Genomic DNA, 19951 nt, shown 5'->3' on the forward strand with positions numbered 1-19951 from the left:
CTACTCCTTGGAGCTCGGGTCGGCGGGGGATGTGGGGCCTGACGGTTTGTCCGACACGACTGCTTCGTCCGAAGCGGGGGTGGACTCGGCGGTGGGGGCTTCCTCGGCGTCCGACGCGTCCTCGGCCCGCGCTTCGGGCTTCGCGGCGGGCTCGGACCCGGGCTCGGTCGCCGACTCGGACTCGGACTCGGTCGCCGGGGCGTCGTCCTGGAGGTCGACGGCGAGTTCGGCGAGCTCCTCCGCGATCTTGGCGGACTCGCTCCTGGCCAGTCCGGCGGCCTCGACCAGGGTGCGGCCGTCGGGGGTGGTGACCGCCCGGACCCAGATCCGGCGGCGCTGCACGAACAGCGAGCCGATCAGACCGAGGATCGCGCAGACCGCACCGGTCAGGGCGATCGCGTTGCCCGGCCGGTGGGAGACGGTGAAGCTGGCCCACTCCTGGTAGCCGTCGAAGGTGACGGTGCCGTAGCCGTCCGGGAGGCTCCAGCCCTGACCGGGCTTCAGCCGGGCCCTGGCGATGTCGCCGTCCTGCTTCAGCTGGGTCAGGTGCTGGGTGTTCAGCTGGTACACGTTCTGCGGCAGGCCGGAGTCGGTGCCCAGGTCTCCCGCGTACGCGGTGAGCACCAGCATCGGCTCGGCCGCGGCCGGGAAGAGCGAGACCGGCCCGGTCTGCTCGAAGTTCACCGGCGCGGTCGGCAGGAAGTAGCCCTGGAAACCGAGCTGGGTCTTCTTGCCGTCCTTCTCGCCGTAGTCGTTGACCTTGACGACACCGGTGGAGGTGAGGTTGCCGTCCTGCGGGAGGAAGGCGGTCGGGCCCGCGTACACGGTCTCGCCCTTGGCGTTCTTGACCGTGACCACCGGGGCGTAGCCGTGGCCGATCAGGAAGACCTTGCTGCCGCCGATCTCCAGCGGGTGGTTGACCTCGATGTCGGCCTTGGTCAGCTTGGTGTCGTCGGAGCCGGTCCAATACCGGATGTGCGCCGCGTACTCGCGGGGGGTGCCCATCTGGTCGCCGCCGGTCTGGTACTCGGCGGTGAAACCGTCCAGCTTGAAACCGAAGGGGTCCAGGTCGTCGCTGGTGTAGAAGGCCGAGCCGGTGAAGTCGTCCAGCTGGGTGGTGGTGTTGGAGTAGCCCTGGCCCACGATCACCAGCTTGCCGCCCTGGCCGCTGGCCAGGCTGGCCCAGGCGAAGCCGGCGAGCAGCGCGAACAGCGAGAAGTGGAACAGCAGGTTGCCGACCTCGCGCAGATAGCCCTTCTCCGCGGCGACCGCGCCCGCCTCTTCCATGTGCACCCGGAAGCCGCGCTTCCTCAGGCGCTGGTACGCGGCCCGGTTGACCGCCTCGGGGTCGGCGTCGGTGTGCCAGGCGGCGTAGACCGGCATCCGGGTGAGGTTGCGCGGCGCGGCCGGCGGCTTGGCGCGCAGCACTCCGACGAACTGCCAGGTACGCGGGATGATGCAGCCCGCCAGCGAGACGAACAGCAGGATGTAGATCGCCGAGAACCAGACCGAGCTGTAGACGTCGAACAGCTGGAGCTTCTCGTAGATCGGCGTGAGCGACTTGTGCGCGGCCTTCCAGGTCTCGACCTTGAAGGAGTTCTGGCTGGTCTGCGGGATCAGCGAGCCGGGGATGGCGGCCAGCGAGAGCAGGAACAGCAGGATCAGCGCGACCCGCATCGAGGTCAGCTGACGCCACATCCAGCGGAACCAGCCGAGCACTCCTATGCCGGTCGGCGAGTCCGTCTCGGCGGGCGCGCTGCTGAGCCGCTCGGCCTCCGCGTCGGTGACGTCCTCGGGGCCCTCGGGTGCGCGGGTTCGGGTGTCGCTCACGGGTCAGATTCCGATCGAGAAGTTCTGGGTGGCGTACTGGAGCTGGTTCACCAGCGCGTCCCAGCCGCCGGTGACCAGCAGCAGGCCGACCGTGACGAGCATGCCGCCGCCGATCCGCATCACCCACTGGTAGTGCTTTTTGATCCAGCCGAAGGCGCCGAGCGCCTTGCGGAAGGCGAGCGCGGCCACGATGAACGGTACGCCGAGGCCGAGGCAGTACATGGACATCAGCAGCGCACCGCGCCCGGCGTCGGCCTGGCTGAGCGACAGCGTCTGGATCGAGGCCATGGTCGGACCGATGCAGGGCGTCCAGCCGACCCCGAAGACGATGCCGAGCAGGGGTGCGCCCACCAGTCCGACTGCGGGGCGGCGGTGCGAGCGCAGTTCGCGCATCGAGAAGCCGGGCAGCAGACCCATGAAGGCCAGGCCCATCACGATGGTCACCACGCCCATCACGGTGTTGATGGTGTGCCGGTGGTCGAGCAGGGTACGGCCGAAGAAGCCGAAGAGCGCACCCCCGGAGACGAACACCGCGCTGAACCCGAGCACGAACAGCAGCGAGCCGAGCAGCATCCGGCCGCGCCGCGAGCCCCTGGCGTCCGCCAGGTCGGCGGCGGAGAAGCCGGTGACGTAGGAGAGGTAGCCCGGGACGAGCGGCAGCACGCAGGGCGAGAAGAAGGACACCAGCCCGGCGGCGAGCGCGATCGGGACTGCGAGCAGGATGGCCCCGCCGGCCACCGTCGCGTTGGTCTCCCCCAGCGCGAGCGGTACCTGCGGCACCTGCGTGAGGAGGGCCGCGCTCACTGGGACTTCTCGTCGACGACGGGCTGCAGCAGCGACTCCAGGTCGTCCGAGGAGATCGCGTGCAGCGACCGGGCGGCGAGCCGGCCCTCGCGGTCCACGATGATCGTGGTCGGGATCGACTGCGGGTTCAGGCTGCCCTTGGGGAACTTCAGGATCTGGGTGCCCTCGGGGTCGTAGATGCTCGGGTAGGTCACGCCGAAGTTCTGCTCGAAGCGCACCGCGAGGGACGGGTCGGTGTCACGGGTGTTGATGCCCAGGAACTGGACGCCCTTGTCCTTGTACTTCTGCGAGACCGCCTGGAGGCCTGCGGCCTCGGCCCGGCAGGGGCCGCACCAGGAGCCCCAGATGTTGAGGACCACGACCTTGCCCTTGAAGTCGGCGAGCGACGCGTTGCCGCCGTCCAGGGTCTTGCCCGAGATTTCCGGGGCCGCCCCGCGGTCGGCCGCCGGGGCGGTCTCCAGACCGCCCTTGCCGCTGACGAAACCGGTCTGTCCTCCGCTGCTGGACGAGCCAGAGCTGCAGCCGGTGAGGGCGAGTGCGGCGACGGCGCCGAGGGTGGCGGCGAGGCGGATACGGCGGCGGGGCGTCCCAGACATGTGAAAAGTTTCGCATGGGACTTCAGGTGGTTTCAGGGGGGTCCGGCCTTGCCTGCCGGACCCCCTCTGACCTGCTGTTCCTGCACTTATGATCCGCTTATTTCGGGCAATGTCCGATTGGATCTTCCGAACAGCGGGCCGGCCCTCAGGCGCCGAAGCTCTTGCCCACCGGCTTGCCCTTGCCGCCCTTGCCGACCAGGTGGGCCGGCAGCAGGTCGCGGGCCGGCTCCCGGTAGCCGATCGAGACGATCCGGTCGCCCTCGTAGGTGAAGCTGGTGAGCGAGGCCAGCGAGCACTGCCGGCGGCGCGGGTCGTGCCAGAGCCGGCGGCGCTCGGCGAACGAGCGGACGATCCAGATCGGCAGCTGGTGGCTGACGCAGACCGCCTCGTGCCCGCGCGCGGCGTCCCGGGCCGCGGCGAGCGCGCCCATCATCCGGACCACCTGCTCCAGGTACGGCTCGCCCCAGGACGGCTTGAACGGGTTGGTCAGGTACTTCCAGTACGCGGGGTTGCGCAGCGATCCGTCGCCCACGCCGAAGGTCTTGCCCTCGAAGACGTTCTCCGCCTCGATCAGCCGCTCGTCCACGGCCACCTCCAGGCCGTGCACCTTGCCGATCGGCTCGGCGGTCTCCTGCGCGCGGGTCAGCGGCGAGGCCACCACGTGGGTGATGTCGCGGTCGGCCACGTAGTCGGCGACCCGGTCGGCCATCTGCCGGCCCAGCTCCGAGAGGTGGTAGCCGGGGAGGCGCCCGTACAGGATGCCCTCCGGGTTGTGCACCTCGCCGTGCCGCATCAGGTGGACGACGGTGGTCTCCTTGGTCACTTGCTTCCCTCCGTGGGCTGGGCCTGGGCCGCCGCACGGGCGGCCGCGGGCAGGGCGGCGGCGATCCGCTCGATCGCCCGCTCGTCGTGCGCGGCCGAGACGAACCAGGACTCGAACGCCGACGGCGGCAGGTAGACGCCCTGGCTGAGCATCGAGTGGAAGAAGCCGTTGAAGCGGTACGCCTGCTGGCGCCTGGCCTCGTCGTAGTTGGTGACCTGCTCGTCGGTGAAGAACACCGAGAACATGTTCCCCGCCTTCTGCAGGCGGTGGACCACGCCCTCCTTGGCCAGCGCCTCCGCCACCAGCCCGGAGACCTCGGCGGCCACCCGGTCGACGGTGGCGTACACCTCGTCGGTGCAGCCGCGCAGCTGGGCGAGGCCGGCCGCGGTGGCGACCGGGTTACCGGAGAGGGTGCCGGCCTGGTAGACCGGGCCGGCCGGGGCCAGCTGGGCCATCACGTCGGCGCGGCCGCCGAAGGCCGCCGCCGGGAAGCCGCCGCCCATCACCTTGCCGAAGGTGAGCAGGTCGGGGGCCCAGCCCTCGTGAGCCGCCTCCAGGCCGTACCAGCCCGCCCTGGAGACGCGGAAGCCGGTCATCACCTCGTCCGAGATGAACAGCGCGCCGGCCGGCCGGCAGAGCTCGGCCAGCCCCTTGTTGAAGCCGGGCAGCGGAGGGACCACGCCCATGTTGCCCGGGGACGCCTCGGTGATCACACAGGCGATCTCACCCGGGTGCGCGGCGAAGGCCGCCCGGACCGCGTCCAGGTCGTTGTAGGGCAGGACGATGGTGTCACCCGCCTGGGCTCCGGTGACACCCGGCGTGTCCGGCAGGCCGAAGGTCGCGACGCCGGAACCGGCGGCGGCCAGCAGCGCGTCCACATGTCCGTGGTAGCAGCCGGCGAACTTGATCACCTTGGCGCGGCCGGTGAAGCCGCGGGCCAGCCGGATCGCCGACATGGTCGCCTCGGTGCCGCTCGACACCAGCCGGACCTGCTCGACCGGGGCCACCCGGGCCACGATCTCCTCGGCCAGCTCGACCTCGCCCTGGCCGGGCGTGCCGAAGGAGGTGCCGCGGGACACCGCCTGCTGGACGGCGTCGATCACCGCCGGGTACGCGTGCCCCAGGATCATCGGCCCCCAGGAGCACACCAGGTCGACGTACTCGCGGCCGTCTGCGTCGGTCAGGTAGGGGCCGGTGCCGGACACCATGAAGCGCGGGGTGCCGCCGACGGCGCGGAAGGCGCGCACCGGGGAGTTGACGCCGCCGGGGGTCACGACCGAGGCGCGGTCGAACAGCGACTGGGACTGAGGTGCCTCGTACGGGTAGCTCATCGGGTTGGTCACCCGGACATGGTCTCAAATCGTGTCCTTTACCTCCGCATGTCGGGCCCGATCATCTGGAACGATGATCCGTGTACTGCGACCGCCCCGGCGGACGGCCCCTCCTTCCCCTCGGCGGGCGGGAAGGGACGGTGTCCCGCTCAGGACGCCGATCTGACGGGAGATCCCGTCCGGATGGGCCGAACAGCCTGTACGGTCTGTAGGGTTTGTAGGGTTTGTGCGGTTATCCGTACTACCACCGCGCCGTGCAGGCGGCACAGGGCGCGGGACACCTCTCGCGGACGACGGCCGCGGCGGGTGCGGACAGCGCAGGTGCGCGCGGGGCAGCTGACGCGTGTACGGCGACGCAGGACGGGTAAGGGGCACGTTCGGAGGACGCCGAGCGTGCGGGGGTCTGTCGATTCCGGCGAATTCCGGTGAGGATGGTCCGAGTGTCCGAGACGCAGGACGGTTTCGAGGAGGCCGCGGGTGCATCCCGCCGGTCCACCGGGGCCGCGGGCGGGGGAACGGGTGCGGGCAGGGGAAGGCGGGGCGAGGGCAGAGTGGGGGTCACCTACAAGTACTTCGGGGCACCCGACCGAGCCACCGCCGCCAGAGTCCCGACCGCGCTCGGCCCGGGCGGTCTCGGCCTCGAAGCCGGGGAGCTCGGCTCCCTCGGACGCCTCGGCGACCTGATGGAGACCAGCGGCTCCCCCAACGGCCACCTCTCCACCAAGATCAAGCCGGAGACCATGAGTGCCATGGTGCTCACCGGCATCAAGGGCGTCCCGCTCCACCAGGTCCCGCCGCTCGAACTGGTCGTGCTCCACCCCGACTACGCCGTGGTCCAGCTCCCGCACACCGTGGTCGAACCGCTGCGGAAGGCCGACGAGACCGAGCTCGGCGCCGCCGCCTTCATCTGGTCCACCGTTCCCGACCGGCGGGGCCCGCGCGACGCGTTCGTGATCTACACGATGCTCCACGAGTGGCAGGACTTCGCCAACCGGCTGCACGAGGCGGGGCACCAGCTGTACTGCCTGGTCTGGCCGTGAGCTCCGGCGGGCCGTCAGGCGCGTGACGGCCGGCCGGAGCTCTCCGGCCGTCAGATGCGGTCGGTGCGGTGGCCGGTGCGGGTCAGGACGTGCACGGTGAGCGGGCGGCCGGCGAGTTCGTCCTCGCGCAGCGGGGTGAAGCCGAGACGTCGGGCGACGGCGGTCGAGCCGTGGTTGCCGTGGTGGATCATCGCCGTGATCCGGGGCAGCGCGAGGGGGCCGAAGCCCCAGTCGAGCACGGCACGGGCGGCCTCCGTCGCGTAGCCGTGGCCCCAGTGGGCGCGGGCAAGGGTCCAGCCGGCCTCGGTCTCGTCGAACTGCTCCCACCAGAACAGGCCGGCCCGGCCGATCGTCTCACCGGTCGCCGCCAGTTCGATCGCGCACAGGCCGTGGCCGCGCCGCTCCCACTGCTCCTCGATGCCGCGCAGCCGGGCTTCGGCCTGCTCCCGGGTGTAGCTGCCGACGAAGCGACCCACCTCGGGGTCGGCGTGCAGCCGCACCCACCAGTCGGTGTCGGCCGTGGAGAGCGGGCGCAGCCGCAGGCGGTCGCTGGAGACTACGTACATTCGGTCCTCGTCCCGGGTCGTGGGGATACCGGTGGGTGGAGGCCCGGACGGGCACTCCGTGATCTCGCAACGTCGGGGCCGCGCGGTTCGCTCCGGGCTGTCACGGGTCTTTCGGCGCACCGTGCGGGGGGATCCGGGCGGTGCCATGCTGGAGCGCGGGGGCAGCAGGAGCGCAGAGGCCCATGGAGAGCTCACCCCCTGGTCGAAGTCCCGGAGGCGGGGCGGTGCGGTCGCTGCTTCCCGGCGTCCTCTCCAGTGCCCCGGCGGCTCCCGTCGCGCGGAACGCGGCGCGGGTGACGCTCGCCGCCTGCGCCGGCTTCTATCCCTGCCTGTACCTGCTGGAGAAGCCGGTGACGGCGACCTACGCGCTGTTCGCCGCCGTGGCGATGGGCTCACTGTCCCGGATCCCCGGCACCGGGCGGCAGCGGGCGGCGGTGATCGCCCGCGCCCTGCCGGTCGGGTGGGCACTGGTGACCGCGGGCACCCTCCTGGCCGTCAGCACCTGGGCGGCCGTCGCGGGCACCCTGGCGGTCAGCTTCGTGCTGGCCTTCGCGGCGGCGGCCGGGCCGCGGCCCGCCGGGGCGGCTCCCGGGCTGCACCTGCTCTACATCCTGCCGTGCTTCCCGCCGTTCGCACCGCAGACCCTGGAGCAGCGGCTCGCCGGGGTGACGCTCGGGGTGGTGCTGCTGGTGGCCGCAAACGTGCTGCTCTTCCGCGACCCGCCGCCGGTCGGGTACCGGACACTGCTGGCCGACGCGACGGCCGTCGCGGCCGGCTGCGCCGACGAGCTGGCCCGCGGGGTGGACGCCCGGGCGGGCCTGCGGCCGGACACGCGGGAGCGGGCCTGCCTGGCGGGCCAGGCGCTGAGTCCCGGCACGGTGCCGCCGGCGGAGCGGCCGGCCGGCCCCTCGCGGCACGACCGGGCGCTGGCCTACGCCGGTGGTTCGGTACGGCAGCTGCTGGCCCGGCTGTCGGCCCTGCCGTCGCCGCAGCCCGGCTGGGGGCAGGAGGCGACCGAGCGGCGGTTGCTGGCGGGGATCGGCGCGGTCGTGGGGCGGGCCGCCGAGGCGCTGCGGGCGCCCGGGCCGGTGACCGCGGCACCGCCCGCGTCCGCACTGGACGGTGCCCTGCGGGACTTCCGGCGCGAGCGGGTCTGCTGCGGCTCGGGTCACGCCGACCGGGCCGCCCTGCGGGCGGCGATGCTCCGCCAGGCCGCGCTGGTGGAGGCCGGGGAGGCGGCCAGGACCCTGCTGGGGGCGATCACCGTGGCGACCGGCGGGAGGGAGCTGCCCGCGGACCTCGCGGCCGGTCCGCTCTGGTTCGCCCGACTGCCCGGCTGGCGGCTGTGGGGGCTGCGGCTGACCGGGAACTTCAGCCGACGGTCCGTGTTCTTCCAGAACGCCGCCCGGACCAGCCTGGGTCTGGCGGCGGCGCGGGCGGTCACCGGAGTGATCGCCATCCCGCACGGCTTCTGGGCCCTGCTCGCCGCGCTGACCCTGACCCGTACCAGTAGCGCCCAGACCGGTGCGACGGTCCGCCGGGCGCTCGTCGGCAGCCTGGTCGGTGCGCTGGCCGCGGCGTTCCTGCTGGTGGCCATCGGGCAGCACCGGGGCGCGTACGCGGCCGGCCTGCCCGTGGTGATGCTGGCGGCCTTCCTGCTCGGGCCGCTGCTGGGAGTCGGCTGGGCGCAGGGGCTGTTCACCGTGGTGGTGTCCATGGTGTTCGCCCAGCTGGCGCCGGCGAGCTGGCAGCTGGCCGAGAGCCGGTTCGTGGCCGTCCTCACCGGCAGTCTCATCGGTCTGCTGTGCGGGCTGTTCGCCTGGCCGCACGGGGTGCGCGGCGAGCTGCGGCGCGATGTCGCCACCGTGCTGCGGATCATCGCCTCGACGGTCACCGACACGGTCCAGGCGGTGACCGGCCACCGGTCGGAACCCGGGCTCTCCCAGGCCCGGGTGATCCACACCCTGACCCTGGCCGAGGCCTCGTACGCCCAGTGCCTGAGCGAACCGGGCGATCTGCGGGCGGACGGCGTCGACTGGCAGGCCGCGCTCATCGCGGGCCACCACGCGGTGCGCGGCTCGAACCGGCTGCTCGGTGCCCGGACGGCCGAGGACGGATCCGTCAGTGAACGGCCCGGCAACGGACTGCGCGAGACCTCGGCCCGGCTGGCCGGCGAGTACCTGGCCCTCGCCGAACGGCTCGCCCCGCTGCGAGAGTGCTCCGAACACGAGAAGCGGCTGCGCACCGACCCGCGCGGCCTGGCGGGGGCCGGCCCGCGGCCGGTGCCGGTGGACCGGCCCGGCGACGGGGCGGACGGCGTACCGGCCGGGCGCCTGCTGCTGTTCGACACCGGGGTCTGGCTCCAGGGGTTGGCACTGGATCTGGACCGGATCCGGGCCGAAGCGCCGGGGTGGCCCGGGGCGGCGTGAACGGCCGGGGTTGCGGGACGCGGCGGGTGGGAGCAGAACAGGAGCATGCAGGTGCTGCTGCCCGTCCTGTTCGCGCTGTGCGCCGCCTTGAGCAATGCCTTGGCCGTGGTGCTGCAGCGGGTGGCCGCGCTCTCGGTGCCGCGCTCGGAGCGGTTCCGGCTGGGGCTGATGTGGGACCTGCTGCGGCGCCCGGTCTGGCTGGGCGGCATCCTGGCGGTGATCGCCGCCGCCGTGTTCCAGGCCTCGGCGCTGGCCACCGGGGCGATGACGGTGGTCCAGCCGCTGTTCGTGGTCGAGCTGCCGCTGGCGTTGATCATCGCCTCCCGGGTCCTGCACCGCCGGATGCCGCCGCGTGGCTGGATGGCGGTGGGGTGCGTGGTGGCCGGTCTGGCGGTGGCGATGGTCGCGCTGTCGCCGAGCGCCGGGGTCCCGCACGCGCCGATGGTCCGCTGGGTGCCCGCGCTGGTCGGTTGCGGCGGGGCGGTGGTCCTGCTGTCGCTGGTCGCGCTGCGACGTCCGGTGGGCCGGGTCAGGGCGGGCTGCCTGGGTGCGGCGGCGGCGATCGGTTACGCGCTCACCGCGGCTCTGATGAAGTCGGCGATGTACGTCCTGGGCGAGGACGGCGTCTCCGCGTTCTTCCTGGCCTGGCAGACCTACGCCTTCGCGCTGGCGGGCGTGTCGGCGCTGTTCCTGTTCGAGAACGCGATGCAGGCCGGGCCGCTGGTGGCCTCGCAACCCGCGCTGACTCTCGGGGACGCGCTGGTGAGCCTGGCCCTCGGGGTGACGCTGTACGACGAACGGGTGCGCGGCGGCTGGTGGTTGGCGCCCGCGCTGCTGGGGGCCGCGCTGGTGGCGGTGGCCGCCGTCACCCTGGCGCGGATCCCGCTGACCGGACTGGTCGTCGCGGCGGAGCCGGCGAAGGCCGGGCACCGCTGAGGCGGGGTTCTTGAGGGAGCGGGGAACCGCGCACCGCTACCAGGGGGTCGGGTGGATCTCGAAGGTGATGAGGCCCTCGGGGGCCTCCTCGTGCCGGCGGACTCCGTCGACGACCGCCGCCTCCGGGCCGTGCTGGGCCCACCTGAGGAGTTCGGCGACGGCCGCGGACGGGCCCTCGAAGACGGCCTCGACGGTGCCGTCCGGCAGGTTGCGCACCCAGCCGGCCACGCCGTGCCGCTGCGCGACCTGGCGGCAGGTGTCGCGGAAGAACACGCCCTGGACCTGGCCCGAGACGATCACCCGGCTGCGGATCATGCGTACCTCGCTGGAACGGTGGCAGGGGTACGGCTGACTGTACGGCCTGCCGAGGCCGCGGCGGCGGCGAACACGGTCGCGTCGAGGACGGCCGCACCGCCGAGGTCGTTGTTGAAGTACACGTAGACGTCGTCGTAGTCGTCCGGCCAGGACTCGGTCAGCCGGGCCAGCCAGTGGGTGAGGCACTGCTTGCCGTACCTGGGGAAGGGCTGCGCGAGGCCGGCGTGGAAGCGCAGGTAGCCCCAGTCGGCGGTGCGCCACAGCGGGGCCACCGGGCGGGCCCGGCGGTCGGCCCAGCAGAGGGCGGCGCCGCGCCGGGTGAGGACGTGGCGGATCTCGGGCGTCCACCAGGACTCGTGGCGCATCTCGACCGCCACCCGGGTGCCGGGCGGGAAGCAGCCGAGGCAGGTGTCGAGGAGTGCGGGGTCGGCCCGCAGGGTGGGCGGGAGCTGGAGCAGGATCGGGCCGAGCCGCGGGCCGAGTCCGGTGGTGGCCGTGCAGAGCCGCTGGACCGGCTCCTGCGGGTCGTGCAGGCGCTTGATGTGGGTGAGGTAGCGGCTCGCCTTGACCGCCATCACGAAGTCGTCGGGGACGCGGGAGCGCCACTCGGCGAAGGTCTCGGGCGGTGGCAGGCGGTAGAACGCGTTGTTGTTCTCCACCGTGCCGAACCGCCGGGCGTACTCCTCCAGCCAGAGCCGCCGCGGCGTCTCCTTCGGGTAGAGGCGGCCGCGCCAGTCGTCGTACTGCCAGCCCGAGGTGCCGACGAACAGGGCCATATCTCCATGGAAGCACGCCCTATCCGGGAAGGTCCGCCTCCAGCGCGAGGAGGTCCGCGACGTTCTGGCGGCGGCGGATCAGCCGGGTGTCGGCGCCGTCGGTGAGGATCTCCGGGATCAGCGGCCGGGAGTTGTAGGTGGAGGACATGCTGGCGCCGTACGCGCCGGTGTCGTGGAAGACCACCAGGTCGCCGATCTCGGCGGCGGGCATCGGGATCGGCTCGACGTCGCCGTCCGGGGCCTGGGTGAAGACGTCACCGGACTCGCACAGCGGCCCGGCCAGCACGGTGTCGCGGCCCTGGGCGAGCCGGGGCTCACCGGACGGGTCGAGCACGGTGACCCGGTGGCTGCTGCCGTACATCGCGGGCCGCATCAGGTCGTTGAAGCCCGCGTCGACCAGAACGAAGTGGTTGCCGCCGACCGGCTTCTGCGCCCGCACCTCGCTCAGTAGCACGCCGGAGGAGGCCACCAGGAAGCGGCCGGGCTCGATCTCCAGCCGTACCGGGTGGCCGAGTTCGGCAGCGAGCTCGCGGCGGGCGGAGTCCCAGAGCCGGAAGTAGCGGTCGGTGTCGACCTCGGGCTGGCCGGGCGCGTACGGAACGGAGAGGCCGCCGCCCGCCGAGATGGCGCGGATGTCGTGGCCGGACAGCCGGACCTGCTTGACCATGGTCTCGCAGACCGCCTCCAGGTGGCCGTAGTCCACCCCGGAGCCGATGTGCATGTGGAAGCCGATCAGGTCCAGGCCGTACCGGTCGACCAGGGCGAGGCTCTCGGCGAGGTGCTCGTGCCAGATGCCGTGCTTGCTCTGCTCGCCGCCGGTGTTGGTCTTGCGGCTGTGTCCGTGGCCGAAGCCGGGGTTGATCCGGATCCAGACCGGGTGGCCGGGGGAGGTGCGGCCGAGCTGGTCGAGCATCTGCGGCGAGCCCGCGTTGACCGGGACGCCGAGTTCGGTCACCCGGCGCAGGGTCGGCCGGTCGAGCAGGTCGGCGGTGAAGACGACGGGCTCATCGGGGCCGTCGGGCTCGAACCCGGCGGCCAGGGCGCGCTCCAGCTCACCGAGCGAGACGGCGTCCACCGCGACGCCGTGCTCGCGCATCAGCCGCAGGATGTGGATGTTGGAGCAGGCCTTCTGCGCGAACCGGATCTGGTCGAAGACGCGCAGCCTGGCGATCTGGGAGCGGATCGGCTCGGCGTCGTAGACCCAGGACGGCGTGCCGTACTGCTCGGCGATCCGGGCGAGCCGGGGGCCGTCGAGGGAGCCGGGGAAGGCAGGGGCAGAGGTCGTCATGGTCCGGTCCGTCTCTCACGCCGGTAGGAGTTGCTGCACCGCAATCCTGCTTGAGAAGGGCCGTTGATCGCAGGGCTGTCCACGCCTCGGAAGCCCCGCGACCGGGACTCGGGATGGGCGAAACACCCTGTTCAGAAGGGGTGCTGGAAACCTTTCGGCGACGTCTCGGTGACGGCGCAGGGTTTCTTGCCCAGCCGGTGGCAGCCCTGAAAAACCGGGGCCACAAGCGCCGCCGGCGGCTGTCCGGAGGCGGACCGCGGAAGGCGCCGTCCGACCGGCCAGGAGAGCACGCCGACGGGGGACGCCCGGCCGGCAGTGCGCTCTCGGCGGTGACACGGGGCCGGGCCCCGACTGAAGACCTGCGGCCGGGCGGGCGGGTAGGGAAGGATCGCCCCATGCGCACGCCGAGCCGTCAGATCCGCGCCGCCTACACCGACGAGACGATCACGGTCTACCAGGCGTTCTCCCCCGAGATCGCCGAGCCGGCCGCCGCAACCGGGCGCTTCCCCGAGACTTTCAGGACGGAGCGGATGACCTGGATCAAGCCGTCCTTCCTGTGGCTGATGCACCGCAGCGACTGGGCCCGCAGCGCCGGGCAGGAGCGGGTCCTGGCGATCGACATCCGGCGGGACGGCTTCGAGTGGGCACTGGCCAACTCCGCGCTCAGCCCGTACGACTCCCGGGTGCACCGCTCGCGCGACCAGTGGCGGCGCGAGGTGCGCAGGAGTCCGGTGCGGGTGCAGTGGGATCCGGAGCGGGGTCTCGGTCTGCAGCCGCTGCCCTGGCGCGCGCTCCAGGTCGGACTGCGGGGCGAGGCGGTGCGGCGCTACGTCGGCGGGTGGATCACCTCGATCACGGACGTGACGCCGCTCGCCGAACGGCTGCGGCGCGAACGGGAATCCGCGCTGCTGCCGGCCGAGCACCCGTACCCGCTACCGGACGGCCTGGCCGCGCGGATCGGGGCCGACTGACCACCCGTCGCACCGGCTGGCAACTCACCGGCGGTGCGGGGAACTTGACGGCCGTACGCCTCAAAGGAGCGCTGCGCCTCCGGACGGCACGGAATCCGGGACGCCCCACGAACGCACCTGGCGGTCGCACAATTCCCCGCGCCGCTTGAGGAGTTGTGCGACCGCCCGGCCGGTCTCAGCCGTGCACGTAGACGATGCCGAGCTTGGTGAGCTGCCAGGACTGGGCGGCCGCGCCGGCGTCCTCGGCCAGCACGACCTGCGGGTTGCCCTGGGCGTCGAGCTGGTTCGAGGCGGTGGCGACCACGCCCGGGGCCTGGGAGTCGGCCAGCCGGTAGCTGCCGTCGGCGCCCGGCTTGAAGATCCAGCGCTGGTTGCCGCCGCCGTTGCAGCCCCACTGCTGCAGCCGGGTACCGGGCGCGGTGGAGGCCGCGTTGGCGTCCAGGCACATGTTGCGGTTGCCGCTGAAGTCCAGCTCGAAGCTGCCGCCCGGCTTGGCCTCCAGCACGAAGGACTGGTTCAGCCCGCCGGTCGCGGAATAGGTGATCGCGCCGCGCCCGTTGGTGCTGTCACCGTAGGTCCCGCCGCCCGAGAGGTCGAGCACCTGGCCGGTGGCGGTGTTGGTGAGCTGGTACCAGGCGCCGTCCTCGGGCTTGTCGGGGAAGGGCCGGCCGGGGGTCAGCGGTTCGATCGAGGTGGCGTTCTGCTGGTTCAGGGTGCAGAACGCCTCCTGCTGGCCCGGCAGTTGGTAGAACTGGGCCAGGCAGCGCGCCTCGGCCGCATAGCCGGCCACCCGCAGGTGGTACGACTGGCGCACCATGTTCATGCAGACGCCCGGGATGCTGATCTGCGAGTCGCAGCCGTTGCGGGTCTTCTCCGAGAGGTCGATGACGTCGCCGTTGGCGTACTCGTACGGTGAACTCGTCCACTCCGCGCAGACCTCGTGGCCGTAACTGACCCGCCGCTGGTCCAGGTAGCGCACGCCGGACACCTGGGAGGCCGCCTGCCGCAGGGCGTCGCTGAAGGTGGGCACCACCAAGTTGTGACCCCAGGCGAGGTCCTCGGGGAAGGCCGGGCAGCCATCGGCGATCTTGCCGATGTAGTCGTTGCGCCGGATGTCCGGGGTGATCGGGGTGAAGTAGGACTGGTAGACCAGCTGGTACGAGGAGTCCGGATAGCCCGCGCCCCGCATGGCGCCTCGGACGCTGGTCAGCGCGGCCACCACCTTGGGGATGACCTTGACCGCGCGCTGCCGGATCGCGTCGCTGCCGATGGTGTCGCGGCAGCCCTGCGACTTGGGGATCGGGAAGTACTGGGCCAGGCAGCCGAGCATGATGCCGCTGAAGTCGAAGTCGTCGTTGGCGCCGATCGTGACGACCACCATCTTGACGTTGTACCTGCTTGCCACGTCGGCGAGTTGGACGTCCTGCTTGGGCTCGCCGAAGTCCCCGCTGCCGCCTCCGGTGATCTTGGCCAGCTCCGGGTCGCTGACCAGGTCGCCGGTCTGGGCACCGGAGCAGGCCAGGTCGATCGGGGTGACGTCGGGCAGTCCGGTGACGAAGATCTCCGACTTGTCGTGCCGGTGGCAGTAGTCGGTGGGGGTGTCGGTGCCCGAGACGTAGGCGTCGTTGGTGTCGGTACCCGCGCCCTCACCGGAGATGGCGCTGTCGCCGAGGGCGACGATGGCGGCCGGCTTGTCGGCGTGCGGGGCCGCGGGCGCGGCGGCGAGGGCCCCCGGGGCGCCCGCGAGGGTGAAGGTCGCGATCAGCCCAGCGGCGGCCAGCAGGGCCGCCGGCCGGTATCTGCCCGCACCTAACAGGTGTGACCTGGTCACGCATGACTCCTTGGAGGGTGGGGGACCGTCCGGCGTGCGCCGGACGGCGCGGAGCATGGAGCGTGTTCCGCCGTCCGGGACCTGGGGGCGTACGGGAGTCCGGACGGCAGAAGGTGAGTCGGCCTCACATGTTAGGTACTGACAAGTAGCTCAACAAGGGTCAGAACGGACTTCGCCGCAGGCCGTCAAGGCCGCCCGGGAACGCGGCGGAGCCGCCACCCTGCACGCCCCAGGAGGGGTAAGGCGGAGGGTGGCGGCTCCGAGTGACGAACCGACCGGAGGAAGCACGAAGTCCCCGGGCGCGGTTGCGCCGGACGTCGGCGGGTGGTGTCAGCCGGCGTTCGCGCAGTTGTTGCCGAAGGCCGGGTTCAGGATGCCCACGACGTCGATCGAGTTGCCGCAGACGTTGAGCGGGATGTGCACCGGCACCTGGACGTTGTTGCCGGAGGCGACACCGGGGGAGTTGGTGGCGGCACCCTCGGCGCCGGCGCTCGCCATGGCGGTACCGGCCCCGGCCGCGACCATGCCGACCACGGCGGCGCCGACGGCGGCGGCCTTCTTGATGCTCATATTGGGTCTCCTCGTTGAATCAGATCTTCCAAGCGCCGCCGCGGAATTGGGCCACGACCTGGGAAGCGCACAGGCGTGCGTCTGTCCCAACGAGACCTCCACAGTCCGGTTGCGCGCCCTCGTCCACATTCACCCGTTGGCACTAATGAACGGCGTTCGGGTGATCGCGAAATCCGCCCGTTTCCCACCGCCCGCCCCGTCGTTCTTACTGGCGAAACACGCTCCACTCACCAAGGCAGGATCCGCAGAAAAAACCTGCACCAAGCCCCATGAACTCCCGAGGAGGGCGGCCCGCCACCGGATTTCGGTCCGCTGCGCGGCCTTCCCCGGATGCCCCGCTGAACGCCTGTTCCCGGCCGTGCGAGAACAGGCGGCGGGGCGCTGAACAGAGCGGCCGGGAAACGCCCGAGCCACGGGCGGCCCGCACGTCTTCGGCCGCGTGAACGAAAGCCACGGCCCAACCGAAAACCAACGGGCGATGGTTCCGATTCGCCCGGTACCCCGACCGTCAGACGTCGGGCAGACAAACGGAGGAAAGCCCACCATGCGCAACGTCAAGAAGGTTGCCGTTCTCTCGATCGCCGCCGCCGGCCTGGTCCTGGGCACCGCCGGTGCCGCCAGCGCCAGCGCGGGTGCCCAGGGTGCCGCCGCCGGCTCGCCCGGCGTGCTCTCCGGCAACCTGGTCCAGGTCCCGGTGCACGTCCCGGTGAACCTGTGCGGCAACACCGTCGACATCGTCGCCCTGCTCAACCCGGCGTTCGGCAACTCCTGCGCCAACGCCGGCTGAACCGGCCGCGGCCGAGTCGGCTGCGTCCGTGCCGCGCCCGGTCCCGTCCGGGCGCGGCACGCCCCTCCCGTGTGTGATCTAGGAGATCGACCCCCATGCAGAACGTGAAGAAGGCCGCTGTCCTGACCGGCGCCGCCGCCGGCCTGGTGCTGGCCGGTGCCGGTGTCGCCAACGCGAGCGCCGGCGCCGAGGGCGCCGCCGCGGGCTCGCCCGGCGTGCTCTCCGGCAACGCGGTCCAGGTCCCGGTGCACGTCCCGGTGAACCTGTGCGGCAACTCCATCGACATCGTCGGCCTGCTGAACCCGGCGTTCGGCAACTCCTGCGCCAACGTGGACGCCCCGATGGGGCAAGCGCAGGCCACGCCCACCAGCGGCGACTGCTGAGACCTCCCCAGCCGTGCCCCAGCTGCCCCTCGGCCCTCGGCCGGGGGGCAGTTCGCTTGGACCCCGCCCCGCTCCCGGCGGCCGGGCCCGAACACCCGATCCCACCGACCCGAAGGACTCGTCCCCATGCCTCGAATCACCGCCGGCGCCGGTCTGTTGACCGCACTGGGCGCGGCGCTGCTGCTCGCCTCCGCCGCACCGGCCGCCTCCGCCGCGCCCGCCACCACCGGCAAGGCCCCGTCGGAACCCTCGACCGAGCTGCAGAAGGTCGAGGTCGACCCCGCCCTGGCCGGCACCACGGGGGCGCTCACGTACGCCCTCAAGCCCGCCAAGGAGCTGCGGCTCGACCCCTGGGCGAACTCCGGGGCCGATGTGTTCGACAACGGCGTCTCGGTGGAACCCGACCAGGGCCTCAGGCCCGTCCAGAGCTCCGCGCTGACCGGCCCGCTGAGCGCCGGCGGCGGCCCGAAGGACCTGGCGGGGGTCGGCCCGCTGCTCGGCGTCCTTCCCGGCTGACAGTGCCGGACACGCGGCGGAGCCCGGCACCTCGCGGGAAGTGCCGGGCTCCGCGCCGCTCCGGGCGGCCGTCAGAGGTCGGCCTGGTTCAGCGCCTCGGCGACCGTGGCGGTGCCGGTCACGGTCAGGTTCCGCGCCGCATCGGTGACCGAGAGCCGGTCGTCCTGCCCACCGAGGGACGCCTTGGCGCCCGGGATGGCCTGCACCGGCTTGGTGATCAGCTGCGGCTTGATCTCGCCGAACTCCATCTGTCCGCTGGTCAGCTCGTCGCTGGTGCCCTCGCCATAGGTGACCGGCTGGTCGAGCCCCAGCGCCGGACCGGCGGTCTTGATCGGGATCGCCGGGACGTCCGCCGCCAGGTCCCCGAGCTTGGCGGACTGGTCGGCGGTGGGCAGCGGCAGGTCGGCGTTGAGGGCGGGGCCGACCCGGCCGACGGTGAGCGAGGGAACGACTTCCTCCGGGAGCACGTGGCCCTGCGGCCGCTCCTCGGGCACCGGCGGCATCACCAGCGAGCTCGGGATGCCGCCGCTGACCTTCCCGCCCTCGGGCAGCAGCGGGAGGCGGTCGGTGGCCGCGCCGAGCGGGATCTCGAAGGGCACCTCCTGGGTGGACAGCTGGCCCTCCAGGGCTGACACCTGATTCGGCGTCATCGTTTCGGCGGCAGCCGCGCCCTGCGCCGTCAGGACACCGGCACCGGCCGCCAGCAGCAGTGCACCGGCCCGCTTCGAGAGCTTCATGCTAATTCACCGTTCTCTGGGGAGTCTCGCTGTAATCTGCCTAAACGAACCACCCCGGCCCGGGTAATGCCCGAGTTAACCAGCATGGCCTAATAATCCGACCGGCCGGCAGAGCCGCATGACCCCCTGAATAGTCCTCGAAGAATCTCCGTAACTTTTCCGCCCGCCGTTCTTTGATCTGAACGTCGCAGCCACGACGGCGGCAGGATCCGGGAATCCGCCCTGACGGGCTAACAACCGAAAGCCAGCCGAGGTCGTTGAAGACAACGACGGGTTGGCCAGACGAACAAGACGGCGAATCTCCAAGAATTTCAGAGAGGTACCCCCATGCTCAAGAAGACTTTCGCGACCATCGGCCTGGCTGCCGCCGCCGTGGCTGCGGCGTCCACCCCCGCCGTCGCGATCGGCGACTCGGACGGCCACTCCGCCTCGATGCAGGGCAACGGCGGCACCAACGCCACCGGCACCGTGGGCAACCACAGCCCGAACTTCCACTTCATGGACAACCCGAACGTCTGCCTGCCCGAGATCGACAACGTCGCGGTCGCGGTGCTCGGCGTGGCCGTCCCGGTCAAGGTGGACGCCCTCAACACCAACCCGAAGCAGACCTGTGTCGTCGGCCAGGGCACCCAGGGCAGCGGCGACGGCGGCGTCGGCCACCTGATCGGCTGATCACCCCGCCCCCGCACCGCACGCGCACCACCCGAGGCGGCTGGGCCGCCTGCTCCGCCGCCTCGGCAGCTCAACGGCTTCACCCACACCATCAGATCCGCGAAGGAACAGAGATGATCAAGAAGGCTCTCGCCACCCTCGGCGCCGCCGCTGCCGGCCTCGCGATGGCCGCCTCCCCGGCCATGGCCATCACCGACTCGGACGGCTCCTCCGCCTCGGTCCAGGGCAACGGCGGCACCAACGCCACCGGCACCACCGGCAACCACAGCCCGAACTTCCACACCCTCGACAACCCGAACCTCTGCCTCCCCGAGATCGACAACATCGGCGTCGGCGCGCTCGTCGGCATCGCGATCCCGGTCAAGGCCGGTGTCCTCAACACCAACCCGCAGCAGACCTGCGACATCGGCCAGACCACCCAGGGCAGCGGTGACGGCGGCGTCAGCCACCTGATCGGCTGATCACCCGGCAGCACCTGACCGCCGGGTCCGGGGGGAGCGTCTCCTCCCGGGCCCGGCGGCCTCTTGCGAGCACGGCGCGACACACCCACCCGTTCGACTGCGGTGCGTCCGGGTGTGACAGAGCGTCGGTCCGGCGTCCGCACCACCAGGTAGAGCCCACGTCTCACAGTCCGTCGGCACCGTCCGCAGGGCGCCGAGGGTCCATCATCCACGTCGGCTGGGCCCAGGACGGAACGGCGCGAGGCCGGGCCGCGGAAGTCGGATCGTAGCCATGTCGTTCTGTGGGCCA

Annotated in this window: 21 protein-coding genes; 9 read left to right on the forward strand and 12 right to left on the reverse strand. The window is 72.0% G+C overall.

Translation table 11 applies throughout. From position 1 onward, the window contains the following. The 5 genes from resB to hemL form a co-directional block, all read right to left on the reverse strand. The gene (gene resB / locus ABD369_RS04670; protein ID WP_344634898.1) at nt 1–1830 is read right to left on the reverse strand and encodes a cytochrome c biogenesis protein ResB; all 1830 of its coding nucleotides are present in this window, start codon (nt 1828–1830) and stop codon (nt 1–3) included. 3 nt (nt 1831–1833) lie between these two features. After that, nucleotides 1834–2634 carry a cytochrome c biogenesis CcdA family protein gene (locus tag ABD369_RS04675; protein ID WP_344634899.1) on the reverse strand — a complete coding sequence of 267 codons (801 nt, stop codon included), beginning with the start codon at nt 2632–2634 and terminating at the stop codon, nt 1834–1836. After that, the gene (locus ABD369_RS04680; protein ID WP_344634900.1) at nt 2631–3230 is read right to left on the reverse strand and encodes a TlpA family protein disulfide reductase; all 600 of its coding nucleotides are present in this window, start codon (nt 3228–3230) and stop codon (nt 2631–2633) included. The genes ABD369_RS04675 and ABD369_RS04680 overlap by 4 nt, the downstream gene beginning before the upstream one ends. 145 nt (nt 3231–3375) lie before the next feature. Then, nucleotides 3376–4023 carry a histidine phosphatase family protein gene (locus ABD369_RS04685; protein ID WP_344635095.1) on the reverse strand — a complete coding sequence of 216 codons (648 nt, stop codon included), beginning with the start codon at nt 4021–4023 and terminating at the stop codon, nt 3376–3378. Nucleotides 4024–4049: 26 nt separating this feature from the next. After that, a complete protein-coding gene (gene hemL, locus ABD369_RS04690; protein ID WP_344635096.1) occupies nt 4050–5384 on the reverse strand; it encodes a glutamate-1-semialdehyde 2,1-aminomutase in 1335 nt (444 codons plus the stop codon). 431 nt (nt 5385–5815) lie between these two features. On the opposite strand from hemL, the gene ABD369_RS04695 reads away from it, so the two are divergent. Beyond that, entirely contained in the window at nt 5816–6424 is a 609-nt protein-coding gene (locus tag ABD369_RS04695; protein ID WP_425557532.1) for a hypothetical protein, read from the forward strand. A gap of 50 nt (nt 6425–6474) precedes the next feature. Here the strand turns inward: ABD369_RS04695 and ABD369_RS04700 are convergent, their stop codons facing one another. Next, nucleotides 6475–6990 carry a GNAT family N-acetyltransferase gene (locus tag ABD369_RS04700; RefSeq protein WP_344634901.1) on the reverse strand — a complete coding sequence of 172 codons (516 nt, stop codon included), beginning with the start codon at nt 6988–6990 and terminating at the stop codon, nt 6475–6477. A 224-nt stretch (nt 6991–7214) separates the two neighbouring features. Between ABD369_RS04700 and ABD369_RS04705 the strand changes: the two genes are divergently transcribed. Beyond that, the gene (locus ABD369_RS04705; protein ID WP_344634902.1) at nt 7215–9419 is read left to right on the forward strand and encodes an FUSC family protein; all 2205 of its coding nucleotides are present in this window, start codon (nt 7215–7217) and stop codon (nt 9417–9419) included. A 45-nt stretch (nt 9420–9464) separates the two neighbouring features. Next, on the forward strand, nt 9465–10355 hold the full coding sequence (locus ABD369_RS04710) for a DMT family transporter (RefSeq protein ID WP_344634903.1): 891 nt from the start codon (nt 9465–9467) through the stop codon (nt 10353–10355). A 36-nt stretch (nt 10356–10391) separates the two neighbouring features. On the opposite strand, the gene ABD369_RS04715 is transcribed toward ABD369_RS04710, so the two are convergent. Genes ABD369_RS04715 through lysA form a run of 3 tightly spaced genes read right to left on the reverse strand, consistent with a single transcriptional unit; the run spans nt 10392 to nt 12734 of the window. Continuing rightward, nucleotides 10392–10670 carry an acylphosphatase gene (locus ABD369_RS04715; protein WP_344634904.1) on the reverse strand — a complete coding sequence of 93 codons (279 nt, stop codon included), beginning with the start codon at nt 10668–10670 and terminating at the stop codon, nt 10392–10394. After that, nucleotides 10667–11446 (reverse strand): DUF72 domain-containing protein, encoded by a 780-nt coding sequence (locus tag ABD369_RS04720; protein WP_344634905.1) that lies wholly within the window; start codon nt 11444–11446, stop codon nt 10667–10669. The genes ABD369_RS04715 and ABD369_RS04720 overlap by 4 nt, the downstream gene beginning before the upstream one ends. Before the next feature lie 19 nt (nt 11447–11465). Next, complete coding sequence (lysA, locus tag ABD369_RS04725; protein WP_344634906.1) at nt 11466–12734, reverse strand: diaminopimelate decarboxylase; 1269 nt, start codon at nt 12732–12734, stop codon at nt 11466–11468. A gap of 395 nt (nt 12735–13129) precedes the next feature. On the opposite strand from lysA, the gene ABD369_RS04730 reads away from it, so the two are divergent. Then, nucleotides 13130–13705, forward strand: a complete 576-nt coding sequence (locus tag ABD369_RS04730) for a DUF4291 domain-containing protein (RefSeq protein ID WP_344634907.1) — start codon at nt 13130–13132, stop codon at nt 13703–13705. 175 nt (nt 13706–13880) lie between these two features. On the opposite strand, the gene ABD369_RS04735 is transcribed toward ABD369_RS04730, so the two are convergent. Both ABD369_RS04735 and ABD369_RS04740 read right to left on the reverse strand, forming a co-directional pair. Further along, nucleotides 13881–15536, reverse strand: coding sequence for an RICIN domain-containing protein (locus ABD369_RS04735; RefSeq protein WP_344634908.1), 1656 nt, complete (start codon nt 15534–15536; stop codon nt 13881–13883). Nucleotides 15537–15866: 330 nt separating this feature from the next. Further along, a complete protein-coding gene (locus ABD369_RS04740) occupies nt 15867–16106 on the reverse strand; it encodes a chaplin (protein ID WP_344634909.1) in 240 nt (79 codons plus the stop codon). Nucleotides 16107–16650: 544 nt separating this feature from the next. Here ABD369_RS04740 and ABD369_RS04745 point away from each other — a divergent pair. From ABD369_RS04745 to ABD369_RS04755, 3 genes are all read left to right on the forward strand, one after another. Further along, the gene (locus ABD369_RS04745; RefSeq protein WP_344634910.1) at nt 16651–16893 is read left to right on the forward strand and encodes a chaplin; all 243 of its coding nucleotides are present in this window, start codon (nt 16651–16653) and stop codon (nt 16891–16893) included. A gap of 95 nt (nt 16894–16988) precedes the next feature. After that, complete coding sequence (locus ABD369_RS04750; protein WP_344634911.1) at nt 16989–17276, forward strand: chaplin; 288 nt, start codon at nt 16989–16991, stop codon at nt 17274–17276. A 126-nt stretch (nt 17277–17402) separates the two neighbouring features. Further along, the gene (locus ABD369_RS04755) at nt 17403–17792 is read left to right on the forward strand and encodes a hypothetical protein (protein WP_344634912.1); all 390 of its coding nucleotides are present in this window, start codon (nt 17403–17405) and stop codon (nt 17790–17792) included. A gap of 71 nt (nt 17793–17863) precedes the next feature. On the opposite strand, the gene ABD369_RS04760 is transcribed toward ABD369_RS04755, so the two are convergent. Next, nucleotides 17864–18529 (reverse strand): hypothetical protein, encoded by a 666-nt coding sequence (locus ABD369_RS04760; RefSeq protein ID WP_344634913.1) that lies wholly within the window; start codon nt 18527–18529, stop codon nt 17864–17866. Between the two features lie 327 nt (nt 18530–18856). Between ABD369_RS04760 and ABD369_RS04765 the strand changes: the two genes are divergently transcribed. After that, nucleotides 18857–19201, forward strand: coding sequence for a rodlet layer protein (locus tag ABD369_RS04765; RefSeq protein WP_344634914.1), 345 nt, complete (start codon nt 18857–18859; stop codon nt 19199–19201). A gap of 113 nt (nt 19202–19314) precedes the next feature. Further along, nucleotides 19315–19662 (forward strand): rodlet layer protein, encoded by a 348-nt coding sequence (locus tag ABD369_RS04770; RefSeq protein ID WP_344634915.1) that lies wholly within the window; start codon nt 19315–19317, stop codon nt 19660–19662. Nucleotides 19663–19951 lie beyond the last annotated feature (289 nt).

The sequence above is a fragment of the Kitasatospora cystarginea genome, from assembly GCF_039533515.1.
Classification (GTDB): Bacteria; Actinomycetota; Actinomycetes; order Streptomycetales; family Streptomycetaceae; genus Kitasatospora; species Kitasatospora cystarginea.